We start from the raw sequence: 18,351 nt of genomic DNA on the forward strand, positions 1-18,351 counted from the left end.
CCTACGGCAAACCCACATATCAAGAGAACCGATAGAGGAGATAGCGTGAAGCAGGCAAAAAGTACGGCGAGCAAGACATTCTGCGGCGCGAGTCTGCTCGGCGTGTCCTCTTTTGCCGGTTCCTCCGTGCTGGGTTCTTCTACCTTGGGTTCTTCCCATCAGGAGGGGCAGACCCCGCTACAGAAAGCCATTGACCAGTACCTCATCCACCTGCGCGTGGAGAGAGGAAGCAGCGAACACACCATCGCCTCCTACGGGTGTGACCTGCGACGATACAGCGCCTACATGGCGACCCTCGGAGTCATCGACCCCGAACGCATCACCACCGCGCAGGTGCGTTCCTTCATGCGGGAACTCGCCGCCCCCACCGTGCCTCTTGCCGGATTCGAGGTGGGGGAGAAGAACACCCAAAACGCGCAGGAATCTCAGGAAGCACAGGAAGAAGTCGCAGAATCGCTGGCGCTGATGATTGCCTCCGAATCGGGGCGAGGTACAGGAAACGGGGGCGCTGGAAACGCACGTTCCGGGCAGCCGGAGAAAGCTGGAGCCCCTGAAAAAGAAATGCCAACCGCTGAAGGGGTGCCGAGCCTGCCCCTGCCGCTGGGACCGAACTCCATCGCCCGCACCATGGCGGCAGTCCGCGGAGTACATGCCTTCTGGGTCTCCGCGCTCATCGTGCCCACCGATCCGGCGGCACCGGTCACTCCGCCCAAGAACGTTAAGCGCCTACCCAAAGCAGTGAGTGTAGAAGACATTCAGCGGCTACTCGCCGTACCCGACTGCGAAACCGCCACCGGGCTACGCAACCGAGCCATACTCGAATTCCTCTACGCCACCGGCGCACGCGTGAGCGAAATGCTCAACGCCGATATTGACGACGTACACTTCGAGGGAACCCTCACAGACGAAGACAGCAACCAGATTATCCTGCCCGGCTATGTTCGACTCTTCGGCAAAGGAAACAAAGAACGGCTCGTACCTATCGGAAGTTACGCCCAAAAAGCAATCCAAGACTACCTGGTGCGTGCCCGCCCCACCTTCGTAGCGCACGGTAAAGGCACCGCCGCGCTCTTTGTCAATGGACGAGGCGGCAGACTCGGACGCCAAGGCGCTTGGCTCATCCTCAAAGAAGCCGCCGAAGCTGCCGGGCTCAGCTCAGACTTCTCACCGCACTCCATGCGCCACAGCTTCGCAACGCACCTACTGCAGGGTGGCGCCGATATTCGCGTGGTGCAAGAACTACTCGGGCACGCCTCCATCGCCACCACACAGGTGTACACCAAGGTCACACCCGAGGGGCTCATGGAGGTGTACCGCATGGCGCATCCGCGTGCCCACGAACGGGGATAAAACCCCGTCAAACCGCGGAACAGCCGCTCTTGAGGTAACCTTATAGACAACGCTTAAACTTTAAAACTTCGAATTCATTGATGAAGGTGAACCATTGACTGAAGCTCAGGCTCAAGAACTCGGCCCCACCGGTCGACCCCTGCGCGTATACCCCGACCCGGCTCCGCTGAGCAGCCACGGTCCCGCCCGAATTATCTCTATGGTGAATCAGAAGGGCGGCGTGGGTAAGACCACCTCCACCATTAACCTGGGCGCGGCACTGGCAGAATGCGGCCGTAAGGTGCTCCTGGTCGACTTCGACCCGCAGGGAGCACTTTCCGCCGGTTTCGGCGCGAACCCGCACGAACTGGACCTGACCGTCTACAACGTCATGATGGACCGTAAGGTCGACATCAGGGATGTCATCCTGCCCACCGGCGTGGAGAACATCGACCTGCTGCCCGCGAACATTGACCTCTCCGCAGCTGAAGTTCAGCTGGTCAACGAAGTGGCTCGCGAGCAGGTTCTCGCCTCGGCATTGCGCAAGGTCCGCGACGAATACGATGTCATCCTCATCGACTGCCAACCCTCCCTGGGCCTGCTGACCGTCAACGCACTGACCGCCTCCGAAGGCGTCATCATTCCGCTGATTTGTGAGTTCTTCGCACTGCGCGCCGTTGCACTGCTGGTCGACTCCATCGAGAAGGTTCAGGACCGTCTGAACCCCGACCTCGAAATCTCCGGTGTACTTGCCACTATGTTCGATGCCCGCACTATCCACTCTAAGGAAGTTCTGGCGCGCATCGTGGACGCATTTGGCGACAAGGTCTTCGACACCGTCATCAAGCGCACCGTGAAGTTCCCGGACGCATCGGTGTCCGCTGAGCCGATTCTCAGCTACGCCTCCAGCCACCCCGGTGCGGAAGCATACCGCCAGGTGGCACGCGAACTGATCTATAAGGGCGGCGCACGCTAAAGCCCTCTGCGCACCTATACGCCCTCCGCTGAGGTGACTCTCATCCTTGAGTCACACCGGCAGAGGGCGTATAATTGTGTGGATTCTAAAGACCCCGCACACTGCTTACGCCGAAAAATAGGCGAAATAGAAGCCGCATCTGAGACGGCACCAATAAAGCCGGGGAGAATAAACCTAAGGAGAATAGGTCGTTTATGACCACGAACGTCGCTGCCGTGAGGGTACCGACACCGAACGCAGACACCGCCACGAACGCCCGGACTGAGGGCCGCGGCCTGCAGAATCCGGAACGCGGTTTCACCCTCACCCTCAGTAATTTTGAGGGTCCCTTTGATCTTCTACTGACCCTGATTTCGCGCCGCAAACTCGATATTACCGAGGTGGCGCTCGCAGAGGTTACCGACGAGTTCCTCGCATACTTGCACGCCCTCTACGCTGAAGGCACCGAACGTGCACTCGACGAAGCCAGCGAATTTCTGGTCACCGCCGCAACCCTGCTGGAACTCAAGACCGCACGCCTGCTCCCGCAGCATCGTGAACCCCTCGAAGAGGATGTTGCGCTGTTGGAGGCACGCGACCTGCTCTTTGCCCGTCTATTGCAATACCGCGCCTACCGCGAAGTCGCCGATATTTTTGCTGAACGCTGGGCGCAAGAAGCACAGCGTTTTCCCCGTGCGGTAGCCCTCGAAGAACGATTCGCCCAGGCGCTACCCGAGCTGGTCTTTACCGGAGGCGCCGAAGAGTTCGCCCGCATCGCCGCAGCAGCGCTGAGCCGAACCCCCAAAGAACCCGAACCGGAACCCGAAGAAATCGTTGAACAACTCAACGAGCACCTGCACGTTCCGCTCACCACCATCGCGGCTGAAGAACACTATATTCTGCACAGCCTGCTCGATACCGCGGCTCGGGAACTGAGCTTTGCCGAACTGGTTCAAGGATCCGGCGAACTAGAAATCGCGGTGGTTCGTTTTCTCGCCCTGCTTGAGCTCTACAAAGAAGGCGCCCTGCACGTAGAACAGGACGCACTACTCGGAGCCATTCGGGTACGTGCGAGCGCGAGCGCGGCACAGTTCGTAATTCGTGAAGAAACAGACACTCAGGATGCGCACGAAACCAGTGAAGCGCCTGAATCACCCGAAGTGAACGAATCTGAAGCTAAAACGGAACCGGTAGAGGAGGATTATGAGTAACCACGGCTCACGCTTTGACCGTGAATTTACCCCTGACGACCTTGCCATCGTGAACATGGGCTACTGGGATCCGAACGCGGATGAGGGTTCGGAACAGGCTGACTCGGCGCCGGTAGAGGCTGAGAGCTCAAAGCCTGCTGGGGCGGACGCTGAGCCGGCTGAGCATGAGGTAGCTGCAACGCCTCTGAGTACTGAGGTTGCCGAAGAAGCTGAGGCCGCTGAAACGGTAGAGGACTCCGACAGCTCTGAGGAATCGCAGGAAACTGCGCCCCGCGAGTCGAAGAAACCGGAAGCGAAACCGGTAAAGATTCCGGAGGGAGGCCCCTCCACCGCACCCAGTGTAGCGGTCGATGCCGAAGCCGAATTCTCCAAGGTCGAGGTAATCCCAGGCGGCGTCAAAAGCGCCATCGAAGCAATCCTCGCCGTTGCCGAAGCACCCGTGAGCGTCAAAGAACTCTCCGCCGCTCTCATCGTTAGCGAACGAGCTGTTGAGCACGCGCTCGACCAGCTGTACAGCGAGTACAACGGCGAAGAAAGCGGCTACGGAGAAGAGGGGGTGGCACCGGAACCGCGCGGATTCCAGTTGCGGAACATCGCAGGAGGCTGGAAGCTCTACGCCCGCGACGACTTCGCCCCCTGGGTGGCACGCTTCGTGACCCGTTCCAAGAGCGCGACGCTGAGCAATCCCGCCTACGAGACACTGGCCGTGATTGCCTACCAGCAGCCGGTGACCAGGGCGAGGGTGGCCTCCATTCGAGGCGTGAATGCGGACGCAGCAATCCGTCAGCTACTCCAACGGCAGCTGATTCGTGAGGCTGGTCGCGAAGCCGGAAGCGGCGCGACCCTCTACGAAACCACGGAGTTGCTACTGACAAAGCTCGGGTTGAACTCCCTGAAGGAGCTGCCGGCGCTTGCGCCCTTCCTCCCCGATGATACGGAGGCGGCGGTCCTCGCCGAAGGTAACGACTAACCCGCCCGCTACAGCCGTTACGGCAATAACGAAACTTTCAACGGTTCTGCTGAAAACCTGCTGCAGAACTACCCCGGATAAGCGCCCCTGGCGCTGATATAAACACCACACATTCGGTGCTGGGGCACAAAGACTAACAAATACTACAACGATAGAAAAGAGAAGAATACCATGGCATATGGAAACTCCTCCCGCGGCGGCCGCTCTGCATCCGGTCGCCCCCAGAGCTCCCGCGGTGGCCGTCCCAGCGCCGGTCGTCCCGGTCAGGGTGGTAAGCCCGGCGCTAAGGGTGCATCCGCACGCGGCGGTCGTCCCGGTGCACCGAAGAGCGGCGCTGGTAAGGGCGGCGCAAAGGGCTTCGGCGAGAAGAAGTTCGGCGCAGGCCGCGCAGGTTCCGGCCGAGGCCGCGGCACCGAACTGCCCAAGCGCGAACGCCGCGCACCGGGCCGCCCCTACCGCTCCGGCGAAGCCTTCGCGAATGAGCGCGGTGAATACCGCGTCAGCAACTACGCTGGCCCTCACCGTCCCCGCCGCCCACGTAACGCCCCGGTAGACCACTACGAGTTCTACGACCACGACGGTGTGCGCCTGCAGAAGCTGCTGGCTCAGGCCGGTGTGGCATCCCGTCGCGTCTGCGAAGAAATGATTACTGAAGGTCGCGTCACCGTCAACGGTGAGGTCGTGACCGAGCTGGGTGTACGCGTGGACCCCTCCAAGGTGACTGTGCAGGTGGACGGCATGACCGTTCAAACCAACGACAAGCTCGTCTACATGGCATTCAACAAGCCCGCCGGCGTGGTCTCCACCATGGAAGACCCCGAGGGTCGCCCCTGCATCTCTGACTTCCTGCGTTCCTCCATGAGCGAGCGTGTGTTCCACGTGGGCCGCCTGGATGTTGAAACTGAGGGTCTGCTGCTGCTGACCAACGACGGTGAACTGGCGAACCGACTCACCCACCCCTCCTACGAGGTGCCCAAGACCTATCTGGTGCAGGTTCCCGGCCCGATGGAGCCCGGTGTCGGCGCAGCCATGAAGAAGGGCATTCGCCTGGAAGACGGCGTGACTCGTGTGGACGAGTTTAAGCTGGTGGACTCTACCCCCGGCCATGTGCTCGTTGAGGTGACCATCCACTCCGGTAAGAACCGTATTGTGCGCCGCCTCTTCGACGCTGTCGGATACCCGGTTGAGCGCCTGGTTCGCGTTGAGATGGGGCCGATCCGTATTGGTTCGCAGAAGCAGGGCACTGTCCGTAACCTCTCCAAGGTCGAGATTGGACATCTGCTCGCTTCGGTGGATATGTAATAACGCTAAGGAGTTGTCATGAGCTCGCCCGCTGAGCTTTCCGCATCTGAGCTGCACATGGACTCAACGCTGACCGGGCCGGTACTCATTATCGGCTCGGGTCTGCTGGGCGCCTCCATTGGTTTGGGATTGCGCGCGGAAGGATGCGAGGACGTGTACGTCCAAGATATTTCACCCACCGCCGAGGCTGTGGCGCAGGATATCGGTGCTGGTACAAGCTTCTCCACCCTGTCGGAGCAGGAGCGTGCCTCCCTCGCCCCGCAGCTGGTGGTGGTGGCTGCGCCTCCGGATAGTGCCGGTGCCGTGTGCGCTCGCGCACTGAACACCTATGCACCTCGGCCGGAGGTAGGATACCCAGGCGCCGTGGTGACGGATGTTGCCTCCGTGAAGGTGCAACCGCTAGCTGATGTGCTTGCCTCGGGTGCGGATGCGTCCCGTTATGTGGGTTCGCATCCGATGGCTGGGCGTGAGAAGTCCGGCCCGGTGGCTGCTCGCGGTGAGCTGTTCCAAGCGCGTCCGTGGATCATCTGCGAGCACGATTCGGTTCGTCCCGAGTGTGTGCGTCTGGTGCGTTCTGTGGCGGTTGAGCTGGGCGCGATTGTGACTTCTCTGAGCATTGAGGAGCATGATCAGACGGTTGCTCTGATCTCTCATGTACCGCAGGCGATGAGTTCGCTTCTGGCTTCGCGTCTGCAGGACACTCCGCTGTATGCGCTGTCCCTGGCGGGTCAGGGTTTGCGCGATACGGTGCGTATTGCAGCTTCGGACCCGACGCTGTGGGTACAGATTTTTGCAGCAAACGCTGACCCGATTGTGAAGACCCTCTACGGGGTGCGTGATGACCTGAATCGCCTCATCGCAACGCTGGAGAACCCAACGGCCTCCGGTGCTCGCCTGGATTTGGCGCAGCTGATGAGCGAAGGCAACGCGGGCGTTAACCGTATTCCGGGTAAGCACGGTACGGCCCCCGCCGCGTTCGCAAAGATGACGGTGCTGGTGGATGACACCCCCGGCACGCTGGCTCGTTTGCTTGCCGAGATTGGTGAGCTGGGCGCGAACCTTGAGGATTTGCGTCTGGAGCACTCGACGGGCGCCCCGGTGGGTATGGCTGAAATCTCGGTCAATCCGTCTATTCATGAGGCGTTGGTCCGCGATTTGTCGGCTCGCGGTTGGCGTGTTGTGAAGTAGAGTTAAAGCTATATTTTCCGGCATAAAGTTTGAGACGAATTTGAAGGAGTGCTGATGCACGAGAACCCTAAACTGACGATTGCTATTGACGGTCCCTCCGGTTCCGGTAAGTCGTCTGTGTCTAAGGAAGTTGCACGCCACTTTGGTCTGGCGTACCTGGACACCGGTGCAATGTACCGTGCCGCAACCTACCGTGTGCTGGAACTTGGCATTGACCTGAACGACACTGAGGCGATAGCGAAGGCTGTCGAAGAGATGCCCCTGGTGTTCGGTACGAACATTAAGGAAGAAGAGATTCTGATGGGCTTGACCGATATCCGTGAGGAGATTCGTAGCGAGCGCATTTCTTCGGCTGTTTCTGCTGTGGCTTCGGTTCCGGCGGTTCGTGAGCACCTGATTGGCCTGCAGCGTTGGATGATTGACCACGCTATTAACGGCATGGTCGCTGAGGGCCGTGACATCACCACCGTGGTCGCGCCCGACGCTGATGCGCGCATCCTGCTGACTGCTTCTGAAGAGGTGCGCATGGCGCGCCGCGGCCTGGAAAACGCGGAGAAGTCCGGCGCTTCGGGTGACTTGAGCAAGCAGATCGCTGAGCGTGATGCGAAGGATTCGAAGGTCAATAACTTTATGGAAGCTGCCGAGGGCGTGACCCGGGTGGACAGCTCGGATCTTGATTTTAATGCGACGGTCTCTGCAGTGATTAACGCTGTGAATGACCAGTTGAAGGCGAAGCGCGCGGGTTAGGCCCGCCGAAACGCTGGGGGAGTGGCGTATCCGCTCCTGAGAAGACGTTGAGCCGCGTTCGCGCGCTGACCATTGGGTTGGGCGCGGGGGCGGGTAGAGAAAGGAATGCGCATGGCTGAGGACGCTATCCGCGACGATTACGAAGATAAGTACCTGGGCGGTGGCGAGGACGACGTTACCGAGCGCCTCGCTGAGATTGATGATGAGACCGCTGAACAGCGTGCTCAGGCTCTGCTTGAAGGTCTTGAGGACTATGACCTGGATGAAGAGGACCGCGCCCTGCTGGGTGCCTGGGGCTTCGACATTGAGGAAGAAGAAGAGCAGCTCGCTGATCCGGTAGTGGCGATTGTTGGCCGCCCGAATGTGGGTAAGTCGACCATTATTAACCGTATTCTGGGCCGCCGTGAAGCGGTGGTTGAGGATAAGCCGGGTGTGACTCGTGACCGCGTGTCCTATAAAGCCGAGTGGCTGGGTAAGAGCTTCACCCTGGTTGATACCGGTGGTTGGGAGTCTGACGCCCGCGGTATTGATGCTCAGGTGGCTGAGCAGGCTGAGATTGCTGTGGAGCAGGCCGATGTTGTGGTCCTGGTGGTGGATGCCCGTGTGGGTGTGACCGCTTCGGACGAGCAGATTGTTCGTATGCTGCGCCGTGTGAAGAAGCCGATCATTCTGATCGCTAATAAGATTGATGACGCTCACCTGGAGCCGGAGATTTATAACCTCTGGTCGCTGGGTATGGGTCAGCCGTTCCCGGTGTCGGGTCTGCACGGCCGTGGCCTGGCGGATGCTCTGGACGAGATTCTTGAGGTCATGCCGAAGCACTCGCAGTTTGCTCAGCCGGAGGCGCTGGGCGGCCCGCGTCGTGTGGCTCTGGTGGGTCGCCCGAACGTGGGTAAGTCGTCGCTGCTGAACAAGTTGGCTGGTTCTGAGCGTGCCGTGGTGAACGACCTGGCTGGTACGACTCGTGACCCGATTGATGAGATTATTGAGCTGGGCGGCTACCCCTGGCGTTTTGTGGATACCGCGGGCATTCGCCGTCGTCAGCACATGGCTAAGGGCGCGGAGTTCTACTCTTCGCTGCGTACTCAGACTGCTCTGGAACGTTCTGAGGTTGCCGTGGTGCTGCTGGATGTTTCCGAGCCGATCTCTGAGCAGGATGTGCGTATCGTACAGACTGTGATTGATTCGGGCCGTGCGATGGTTCTGGCATTCAATAAGTGGGATACCCTCGATGAGGATCGCCGCGACATGCTCGAGCGAGAGATTGAGCGCGACCTGGCGCACGTGCAGTGGGCACCTCGCGTGAACATTTCGGCGAAGACCGGCTGGCACAAGGACAAATTGGTTCCCGCTCTGGAGTACTCGCTGGAGTCGTGGGATTCGCGCATTCCGACCGGTCGTCTGAACGCGTTCCTGGGCGAGATTGTGGCCGCGCATCCGCACCCGCTGCGTGGCGGTAAGCAGCCGCGTATTCTTTTTGGTACTCAGGTATCTTCGCGTCCGCCGAAGTTCGTGCTGTTTACTACCGGTTTCTTGGATCCGGGCTACCGCCGCTTCATTATGCGTCGTCTGCGTGAGACTTTTGATTTCACGGGTACTCCGATTGAGATTTCGATGCGTGTGCGTGAGCGCCGCTCTCTGGGTGAGCGTCAGAGCGCGAAGGCTAAGAAGGGCAAGGGCAGCCGCCGCTAGTAGCGGGACATATCTGCTTGATGCTGTGTTGCGGGGCTCGGCCCCCACGCGCTGGATTCTGTGCAGAAAATCTGCGCGAAAAAGATTTTTAAGATTTTTTCTAAAAACGGGGATTCTGGCTTGCGTGGGGGTTGAAAGCCCGGTATAGTTATTCGAGTGTTCGAGGGAAACCTTGAAAATAATATCGTGAATAACGAATCGGGTTGTGGCGCAGCTTGGTAGCGCACTTGACTGGGGGTCAAGGGGTCGCAGGTTCAAATCCTGTCAACCCGACAGATAAAGCTCCGGAAGGTTTTTCCTTCCGGAGCTTTTTGTGTTGTCTGTTGTTTTGGTGTCTATATATCAATTCAATGGTTTCTTGAATCTTCAGTGGATGTGAAGGATGGATGTAGAGATGGCGCGGGGTAGTAGAGTTTAGGTTAGCGTGCAATTATGAGCTTCGATTTAAATGTTGGAATATGACCGAATTTGTGGGGGACGAGTGGTACATTTGTAATCGAGGAACTGTGTTTTAGGAATCAGAAGCGTCGACTTTGGTACTGATTTTTTCCTTGATAAATCAAGGAATAATTAGGTTTCTATGACTAAAACACAGCTTCAAGCACACCAAATTTCATAGTCGTAAAATCAACACGAACCCAAGTAAAGGTAAATATTCCCGTGGGGTAGCCTCCCCAACGCATAAAGCAACGAGAAAATATACCTGAAGCATGCGGCATACACATGGCTACGCGCACCATTGGGCAGGCTTTACGGCACAACACAATCCCGTCCTTCATGGGCGCGGAAAGGAACACAAAACATCATGTGGCAGCAAGTCTACGACCCGCTGAACTCGAGCGCGCTCTCGGCACTCGTGGCAGCAGTCCCGATTATTTTCTTCCTTCTGGGCCTCACCGTCCTGAAGCTCAGCGGTATTAAATCTGCCGTTATCTCCCTCGTCCTAGCTCTCCTCATCGGTTGCGCTATCTTCGGAATGCCCGTCACCGCAGGTGCAGGCTCCATCCTCCACGGTTTCCTCTCGGGCATGTGGCCCATCGGCTGGATTGTTCTCATGGCAGTGTGGCTCTACCGCATTTCCGTGCGTTCGGGCGGCTTCGAAATTGTTCGCTCCTCCATCTCCTCCATCTCTACCGACCAGCGCATCCAGATGCTGCTGATCGCATTCTGCTTCGGTGGCTTCCTTGAAGGCGCTGCAGGCTTCGGTATTCCGATCGCTATCTGTGCTGCACTGCTTGTGTCCCTGGGCTTCAACCCGCTCAAGGCCGCAATGTTCGCACTGATCGCTAACGTGAGCTCCGGTGCATACGGCGCTATCGGTATCCCCGTGACCACCGCAGCAACCCGCGGTGGCGTGGACCTGCACGCACTGTCCATCGAAATGATCCTGGTACTCCAGATCATGGCGGCTCTCATCCCCGTACTGCTCGTCGCTATTCAGGACGGTCTGCGCGGTATCCGCGAGGTCGGTCTGGTAGCTCTCATGGTCGGCGTGATTTACTCCGGCGGACAGTCCGTTCTGCTCGCAGGCCTCGGTAACCCCGAGCTTGTCGACATCATCCCGCCGCTGCTGGCCCTCGTTGCTCTGGCACTCATCATGCAGAAGTGGCAGCCCAAGCACATCTTCCGCGAGCCCACCGCTCCCTCCCTGGAGGAAGTTGAGGCTCAGCAGAGCGTCAAGCACACCGGTAGCGAAATCCTCAAGGCATGGAGCCCCTTCATCTACCTGTCCGTCGTGATTCTGCTCTGGTCCACCGTGATGAAGCCGCTCTTCGCTAAGGGTGGTCTGCTCGCCTTCAGTAACTTGAGCTTCAACATTCCGTGGGTGCACCAGAGCATCCAGCAGACGGCACCGATTGTTCCTACCCCCAAGGCATTTGACGCGGTCTTCACCTGGAACATCATTGGTGCTTCCGGTACCGCAATTCTGGTGGCAGCACTTATTACCATCTTGACCTCCTCCATTAGCTGGGGTGAGGCTATTGAGGAACTCGGTGCAACCTGGAAGCAGCTGCAGACCCCGATTATCATGATCTGCCTGGTCATGTCCGTTGCTAACGTCATGAACTACGCAGGTATGATTACCTCCATCGCGCTGGCTGTTGCTGCTGTGGGTGCAATCTTCCCGCTGCTGTCCCCGATTATCGGTTGGATTGGCGTGTTCGTGACCGGCTCGGTGGTGAACAACAACATCCTCTTCGCTGGCCTGCAGGCTACCACCGCACAGCAGATTGGCGTCAGCCCGACCTTGCTAGTTGCATCGAACACCGCCGGTGGTGTGATGGCGAAGATTGTTTCTCCGCAGTCCATCGCAATTGCAGCTGCTGCTGTGAACAGCTCTGGTCAGGAATCCAAGATTACCTCCATGGCTATCAAATACAGTGCAGCACTGTTGGCTATCACCTGTGTTTGGGTTTACGTCCTGTCCCTGGTTGTTTCCTAAACAGCGTAAAGCTCCGATGCGCGTCACCTACCTTCTCTGAAAGGTGAGGTACCCGCGAGGCGGTTTACCAAAAGCCCCCTTCTACTTCGGTAGGAGGGGGCTTTCGCATTATGCACCAATATGTAACTTATCGGCTTGAAATAGTGCTAGAAGTGGGAATATCAGGACAGCTGCTGGTGCCGATAGGGAGTGCATCATAATGACTCTTAACTGTCGTTTCACACTGTAAAAACACTCAATGCAGGATAAAAGATTCATAAAGTGTAGTGATAAAATTTCCAGCGGGCATTGGCGCCGTAGGTGAGAGCACGAGCTTAAGGATTTTTAGCTTCTAGGCCTCCAACGAGAGAACCAACGCCCCGCACCGTGGAAACATCCTTCCCGCGCTCCTGCCTTCAGCCAAGGCTCCAACATATATTCATGATGTTGCTACGCCTTTCACGTTCAGAGATTCTTAGCGATAGAGGCGTCGTGAGGCTACGCCTCGTGCTACCCCATAGGGCAGGCGGACGCACCCTACAGCGGCATCCAAACCGCTGTAGGTACACCCTGCTGCGGGGAAGGACAAACTACTCTCATGTGGTCGCAAACCTACGATCCCCTTAACGCCTCAGTACTTTCTGCACTTGTCGCGGTATCCCCTATAATTCTTTTTCTGCTCTGTCTCACGGTTTTCAAGCTCAGCGGTATTAAATCAGCGCTGATTACCCTGGTCCTTACCCTGGCTATTGCAATGGGCGTCTTCCACTTGCCGTGGACGGCAGCAGCCGGGTCCATTCTCTACGGATTCCTCTCAGCGCTCTGGCCTATTGCATGGATTGTGCTCATGGCAGTGTGGCTCTACCGCATCGCGGTACGTAGTGGAAAATTTGCCATCGTGAGGGCCTCTGTCTCATCTATCTCTGCCGATCAGCGTATCCAGGTGCTACTCATCGCTCTCTGCTTTGCCGGCTTCATTGAGGGTGCGGCGGGCTTCGGCATTCCGATTGCTATTTCCGTGGCGTTACTTGCTGCCCTAGGCTTCAACCCGCTCAAAGCTGCGATGCTTTCACTGGTTGCTAACGCCACCGTGGGCGCATACGGTGCGGTCGGTATCCCCGTCACCACTGGTGCTGCTATTGGTAACGTAGATTTGGGCCATCTATCCAATCAGATGGTGTGGGTTCTACAGATTTTTGCAGCGCTAGTACCTGTTCTCGTGGTCGCTATTCAGGATGGCCTGCGCGGTATCCGCGAAGTTGGTCTGGTGGCTCTAGCTACCGGTATCGTGATTTCTGGTCTGCAGAGCATCATGCTGTGGGTTTTGCAAACCCCTGAGCTGATTGGTATTTTGCCTCCGCTGGTTGGCTTAGTATTCCTGGCCGTTGTTATGCGTTTCTGGCAGCCGAAGACTATCTACCGTGAACCCACTGCCCCCACGCTGGAGGAGCTGTCAGAGCAAGAAGAACCGACGTACAGCCTGCGTGAAATCGCGGATGCCTGGAGCCCCTTTATCTTCCTCTCCATCACCATTTTGCTCTGGTCTACTGTACTGCACCCTGTCTTTGATGTTGACGGACCGCTGGGCTTTATGAATTTGAGTTTCCATGTGCCCGGTATACACCACCAGATTGGTGACGGTGAAGGTTTGGCTATTCACGCGGTCTTCAATTGGAATATTCTGGGTGCTGCCGGTACAGCTATTCTGGTTGCTGCTCTGCTCTCGGCCGTGACCTCGAAGATTACTGCGCGTGCGGCTCTTGAGGAGCTCAACGGTGCGTGGCAACAGCTGAAGAAGCCCATTTATATGATTTGCCTGGTGATGTCTGTTGCAAACCTCATGAACTATGCAGGTATGACCTCGTCTATTGCTTTGGCAGTGGCTACGGCTGGTGCGCTCTTCCCGCTCTTCTCGCCCATCATTGGCTGGATTGGTGTGTTTGTGACCGGTTCGGTGACCAACAACAATGTGCTCTTTGCGGGGCTGCAGGCAAGCACTGCGCACCAGATTGGTGTGGATCCAGCGATGCTAGTGGCTGCCAATACTTCCGGTGGCGTGATGGGTAAGATCGTCTCCCCGCAGTCGATTGCGGTGGCGGTTGCCGCTGTTAATGAGGCGGGTCAGGAATCGAAGGTTACCTCTATGGCAATCAAGTACAGCCTCTTCTTGCTGGTGTTGCTGTGCATTTGGACGTATATGCTCACGCTTATCGTGCACTAGCTGTTTTCGCCTAGTTGCTTTCCTTATTGGGGGAAGAACCAAACAGATGTGTTGAACGCTCGTTGCGATGTCTTGTTGTGACGAGCGTTCAACCTATCTGCGGTATCCAACGTCATACGATGCGGATAATCCACGGGGCTGGAGTAGAATTAGTGTTTGTTCCCACACGCCGGATACGTAGATAGGAGAGGCTATCCGGCTGCTACTCGTGTGTTGCCGGCTGACCTGTTGGTGAGCCACACAGCTAACAGATGACCTACTACTCAAGGAGAAACAATGCAGACGCTCGCAACGGTCACCACCGTTTTTGCCTTTGTAGCAATCGCTATTCATGTGTACATCTGGATTATCGAGTCGTTCCTCTGGACTAAGCCTAGAGGCCGCGAAACCTTCGGAATGACCGAAGAGTTTGCCGAGTCCACCAAGGAAATGGCTGCAAACCAGGGCCTGTACAACCTGATGCTCGCCTGGATTGCCGCAACCGGTCTGCTCGCATTCTGGTTCGGCTCCCCGCAGGTGGGCGTGGCGCTCCTATTCGCAGGCCTGGGCTCCATGGCGGTTGCCGGTGCCTACCTGTTCCTCACCTCCCCGGATAAGCGCAAGCCGGCGCTGATTCAGCTGACCCCGCCGCTGCTGGCGCTAATTTTCCTCTTTGCGACGAATTTAATTCAGATTGGAACCTCTCAACGTATAGAAGCCGCGTGTTACTTCTACGAAGTACCACGCGGCTTTTCTCTGCCCGGGCACACCTTCGCGCCAGAGGCTCAAAGGCTTAGCTGAAAAGACCCGAACAGCCTCGTCTGTAGGCGCTAGAAGAGCCGCGCCTCCCGCACCTCTTCCGGCTCCTCCAAGTCAAGGAGGAACTGCTTACGCTCAACCCCGCCAGCGTAGCCGGTCAAGCTACCGTCAGCACCAATAACACGGTGGCACGGAATCATAATAGAAACCTTATTACGGCCGACCGCCTGACCCACAGCCTGTGCCGGAGCGCCGGGACCAACCGCACGCGAAATATCGCCGTAAGTGGTGGTGTACCCGGCAGGAACAGTCTTCAAATGCTCCCACACAATCAGCTGAAAATCGGTACCCTCAGGATCTAACGGCAGTGTAAAAGAAGTGCGCTTGCGCGCAAAGTACTCAGACAGCTGCACCGTAGCCAACTCAAGAAGCTGCGCCGCCGCATACTCGCCGGCAGGCTCATCATCTTCCGGCGTGCCGTGGTCCCGCAGGTAAGCCCCGGGATTCTCAACCAGTCCACCAAGCTCATGGGGGAGCGGAAAATGCGCCTGATCCTCGTACCAGATGCCAACAATCGCGTTCGCTCGGGCAGCAATATAGAGCACGCCGACGGGACTCGAATAGCGAGTGTACCAGCGCGTAAGTGCTTCCGGTGGCTGCGGCGAATCGGTCGCTTTGGTCATGCTCTTCCTCATTGGCTCGTGGGCGTGTACTGCAGATGGTATTAGGTGCAAATATTCCTTTCAACCATCATAGGGGAGGGGCACCTCCGTACCGTACCCGCAGCTGGTTTTTTCTATAACTGACCACTATGTATGAGATGTATATGCACCGTCGTTGAAATATTTCAGGATGCCCGGCAATTTTGATTGAGCCCGAAGAGCTGGCATTCTGTGAAGTACACACCGATACATCGCAATTCAATACTCCGGCTTCTCCACTTTATAGTGATGCCTTCCATAGTGGTACCAATCCTTCTGCTGTGGGAGCTCACAGCGCTGAGCACCTCAGACCACACCCGCGACCCGAGAGCCCTTATCTACCTGATTCCTATTGTTCTCATTACAGCGGTGCTCCTTCTGGGTAGGATGGCTTGTTGAACGACCCCCCAGCTGGAAATATAACGCTTTTGTAGTCCATGAGAACACAAAGGCAGAACTAGCCAGAGCCGAAGCACGTCAAAGTACTGGTTCAAACTGTTGAGAAATGGTTGCAGAACCGGGCTCTGAACCACGATTTAATATAAATGTGCCGCCTCACTGACACCGGTGAGGCGGCACATTTTATATTGTCTAGGGGAAAAGAAGCCCACTACTTAGCAACTACTCCGTCAGTGTTGCCCCCCGTGTGGTGCAGATGCGGCAGGCGGGTTGAGTGCAGGTCGTGGCCGAGTACATCGTGCGCATCCGGGTCCTCGTTCGGGAGCACATGCGAGTACTTGGAGTAGTCGCGGTACAGCGCGTAGGCACCAATTACGGTCAGTACGATAGCAATACCCAGAGCCCACGGCACAGCGGCGGCTGAATACAGGATAGAGAAGAGCACCAACAACCAGGAAAGAGCAGCAGCAAGAATTGAAATGTTCATAGCAATAATTGCATGCCTGCGGAGACGGACATCAACCATAATCGGTGCGGGATAACCCGCTTCCTCTTTCCGGGAGCGTATGCTCTGGTCTCATGCACACCAGTAGGTGCTAGAGGCGTAACCAACCACCATCTGCGGCGGCCAGAATAGAATCAATAAGCCTATATATCTATGATATGGCGCGTGAAATAGAGATAAAAGGCGTATATACGCCATAAGAGTAATCCCACATAACAGATGAATTGTTATCTCAACAAGAAGCATGAAATGAGTGCTTTTTACAGTAAGAACTGCCGCAAAAAAGCCACGGCTGCTTCAACCCCATAGCGGGGGAGAAGTAGCCGGGGCTTCGTTAGTACGCGGGCCGTGCCGTCAGGCAACGGTGCTGCGATTAGGCGGTCGGAACGTCCTCGTCGACCCACTCGAGGGTGCGCGAGACAGCCTTCTTCCAGAGGCGGTACTGGCGGTCAACCTCTGCGGGTTCCATGGAGGGCAGCCAGCGCTTGTCCTCAACCCAGTTGTCCACAACGTCCTGCTCCCCGGCCCAGAAACCAACAGCGATACCTGCAGCGTATGCTGCGCCCAGAGCGGTGGTCTCAACAACCTTCGGGCGGATCACGGGGACACCGAGGATGTCAGCCTGGAATTGCATGAGGAACTCGTTAGCGGTCATGCCGCCGTCCACGCGCAGCTCGGAGAGCTTAACACCGGAGTCAGCGTTCATTGCGTCCAGAACCTCGCGGGTCTGGAATGCGGTTGCTTCCAGTGCCGCACGCACGATGTGTGCACGGTTCACATAGCGGGTCAGACCAACGATGACGCCGCGAGCGTCGGAACGCCAGTGAGGCGCGAACAGGCCGGAGAACGCGGGAACAACGTAGCAGCCACCGGAGTCCTCAACGGAGGTAGCCAGTTCCTCAGACTCTGCAGCGTTCTCAATCATGCGCAGGTTGTCGCGCAGCCACTGAATCAGGGAGCCGCTCATCGCGACCGAGCCTTCCAGAGCGTAGACGGGAGCTGCGTCGCCAATCTTGTAGGCGACGGTGGTCAGCAGACCGTTGTTGGAGAAGACGGGCTCGTTGCCGGTGTTCATGAGCATGAAGTTACCGGTACCGTAGGTGTTCTTCGCCATGCCCTTCTCGAAGCAAGCCTGACCGAAGGTTGCAGCCTGCTGGTCGCCCAGGATACCCGCGATGGGGGTGCCTCTGAGTAGACCAGTCGCGCGGCCGAAGCCGTACACCTCGGAGGAGGACTTGATTTCGGGCAGCATGCTCATGGGGATGCCCATGTCTGCAGCAATCTGCGGATCCCATTCGAGGGTGCGGATGTCCATCAGCAGGGTACGGGATGCGTTGGTTACGTCGGTGACGTGAACGCCGCCGTCAACACCACCGGTCAGGTTCCAGACCAGCCAGGTGTCGGTGTTGCCGAAGAGCAGGTCGCCGCGCTCTGCGCGCTCGCGTGCGCCTTCAACGTTGTCCAGGATCCACTTGATCTTGGGACCGGAGAAGTAGGTGGAGAGGTTCAGGCCAACGATGTCGTGGTACTTACCAACGCCCTCTTCGCCTGCGAGTTCTTCAACGATTTCCTGGGTGCGGGTGTCCTGCCAGACGATTGCGTTGTAGACGGGCTCGCCGGTGTTCTTGTCCCACACGACGGTGGTTTCACGCTGGTTGGTGATGCCGACTGCAGCGATTTCGTGGTGGTTGACGTCGCCGTTTGCCATTGCGGTTGCTACGACCTTGCGGACGTTCTGCCAAATCTCGGTTGCGTTGTGCTCGACCCAGCCGGCCTTGGGGAAGATCTGCTCGTGCTCGAGCTGGCCTTGAGCCACGTTCTCGCCCGCCTTGTTGAACAGGATCGCGCGGGAGCTGGTGGTGCCCTGGTCGATGGAGAGGATGTACTTGCGCTCGACGTTGAGGGTTGCGGAGTGCAGAGAAGTCGTCATTGATTTTTCCTTAGAACTAAAAAGACGGGGTTTTGGAGAGG

At 57.5% G+C, this 18,351-nt stretch carries 14 protein-coding genes and 1 tRNA gene; 12 read left to right on the plus strand and 3 right to left on the minus strand.

Features of this window, described 5'->3' with window-relative positions; genetic code table 11:
- The first annotated feature begins 45 nt into the window (after positions 1 to 45).
- The 12 genes from QFX05_RS01705 (at position 46) to QFX05_RS01760 (ending at position 14,817) form a co-directional block, all read left to right on the plus strand.
- The gene (locus QFX05_RS01705; protein ID WP_279740385.1) at positions 46 to 1,350 is read left to right on the plus strand and encodes a tyrosine recombinase; all 1,305 of its coding nucleotides are present in this window, start codon (positions 46 to 48) and stop codon (positions 1,348 to 1,350) included.
- A gap of 94 nt (positions 1,351 to 1,444) precedes the next feature.
- The gene (locus QFX05_RS01710; protein ID WP_279740386.1) at positions 1,445 to 2,305 is read left to right on the plus strand and encodes a ParA family protein; all 861 of its coding nucleotides are present in this window, start codon (positions 1,445 to 1,447) and stop codon (positions 2,303 to 2,305) included.
- Between the two features lie 194 nt (positions 2,306 to 2,499).
- Entirely contained in the window at positions 2,500 to 3,495 is a 996-nt protein-coding gene (locus QFX05_RS01715; protein WP_279740387.1) for a segregation and condensation protein A, read from the plus strand.
- Positions 3,488 to 4,465 carry an SMC-Scp complex subunit ScpB gene (scpB, locus tag QFX05_RS01720; RefSeq protein WP_279740388.1) on the plus strand — a complete coding sequence of 326 codons (978 nt, stop codon included), beginning with the start codon at positions 3,488 to 3,490 and terminating at the stop codon, positions 4,463 to 4,465. Before QFX05_RS01715 ends, scpB begins: the two co-directional genes overlap by 8 nt.
- 171 nt (positions 4,466 to 4,636) lie before the next feature.
- Positions 4,637 to 5,767 carry a pseudouridine synthase gene (locus tag QFX05_RS01725; protein WP_279740390.1) on the plus strand — a complete coding sequence of 377 codons (1,131 nt, stop codon included), beginning with the start codon at positions 4,637 to 4,639 and terminating at the stop codon, positions 5,765 to 5,767.
- 18 nt (positions 5,768 to 5,785) lie between these two features.
- The gene (locus tag QFX05_RS01730; protein ID WP_279740391.1) at positions 5,786 to 6,955 is read left to right on the plus strand and encodes a prephenate dehydrogenase; all 1,170 of its coding nucleotides are present in this window, start codon (positions 5,786 to 5,788) and stop codon (positions 6,953 to 6,955) included.
- Positions 6,956 to 7,009: 54 nt separating this feature from the next.
- Entirely contained in the window at positions 7,010 to 7,702 is a 693-nt protein-coding gene (gene cmk / locus QFX05_RS01735; RefSeq protein ID WP_279740393.1) for a (d)CMP kinase, read from the plus strand.
- A 111-nt stretch (positions 7,703 to 7,813) separates the two neighbouring features.
- Complete coding sequence (gene der, locus QFX05_RS01740; protein ID WP_279740394.1) at positions 7,814 to 9,394, plus strand: ribosome biogenesis GTPase Der; 1,581 nt, start codon at positions 7,814 to 7,816, stop codon at positions 9,392 to 9,394.
- Positions 9,395 to 9,593: 199 nt separating this feature from the next.
- Positions 9,594 to 9,667, plus strand: a tRNA-Pro gene (locus tag QFX05_RS01745).
- 532 nt (positions 9,668 to 10,199) lie between these two features.
- Positions 10,200 to 11,837, plus strand: coding sequence for an L-lactate permease (locus QFX05_RS01750; RefSeq protein WP_279740396.1), 1,638 nt, complete (start codon positions 10,200 to 10,202; stop codon positions 11,835 to 11,837).
- A 577-nt stretch (positions 11,838 to 12,414) separates the two neighbouring features.
- Positions 12,415 to 14,037 carry an L-lactate permease gene (locus QFX05_RS01755; RefSeq protein WP_279740398.1) on the plus strand — a complete coding sequence of 541 codons (1,623 nt, stop codon included), beginning with the start codon at positions 12,415 to 12,417 and terminating at the stop codon, positions 14,035 to 14,037.
- A gap of 276 nt (positions 14,038 to 14,313) precedes the next feature.
- A complete protein-coding gene (locus QFX05_RS01760) occupies positions 14,314 to 14,817 on the plus strand; it encodes a DUF1304 domain-containing protein (RefSeq protein ID WP_279740400.1) in 504 nt (167 codons plus the stop codon).
- A 29-nt stretch (positions 14,818 to 14,846) separates the two neighbouring features.
- Here the strand turns inward: QFX05_RS01760 and QFX05_RS01765 are convergent, their stop codons facing one another.
- The 3 genes from QFX05_RS01765 to glpK form a co-directional block, all read right to left on the minus strand.
- Entirely contained in the window at positions 14,847 to 15,458 is a 612-nt protein-coding gene (locus QFX05_RS01765) for a methylated-DNA--[protein]-cysteine S-methyltransferase (protein ID WP_279740402.1), read from the minus strand.
- A gap of 628 nt (positions 15,459 to 16,086) precedes the next feature.
- A complete protein-coding gene (locus tag QFX05_RS01770; RefSeq protein ID WP_279740403.1) occupies positions 16,087 to 16,362 on the minus strand; it encodes an N-acyl-D-glutamate deacylase in 276 nt (91 codons plus the stop codon).
- Between the two features lie 391 nt (positions 16,363 to 16,753).
- Positions 16,754 to 18,310: a glycerol kinase GlpK gene (gene glpK / locus QFX05_RS01775; protein ID WP_279740405.1), complete on the minus strand. Its 1,557-nt coding sequence runs from the start codon at positions 18,308 to 18,310 to the stop codon at positions 16,754 to 16,756.
- Positions 18,311 to 18,351: the final 41 nt, after the last annotated feature.

It is taken from the genome of Rothia similimucilaginosa, assembly GCF_029850875.1.
In the GTDB taxonomy this organism is placed as follows: domain Bacteria; phylum Actinomycetota; class Actinomycetes; order Actinomycetales; family Micrococcaceae; genus Rothia.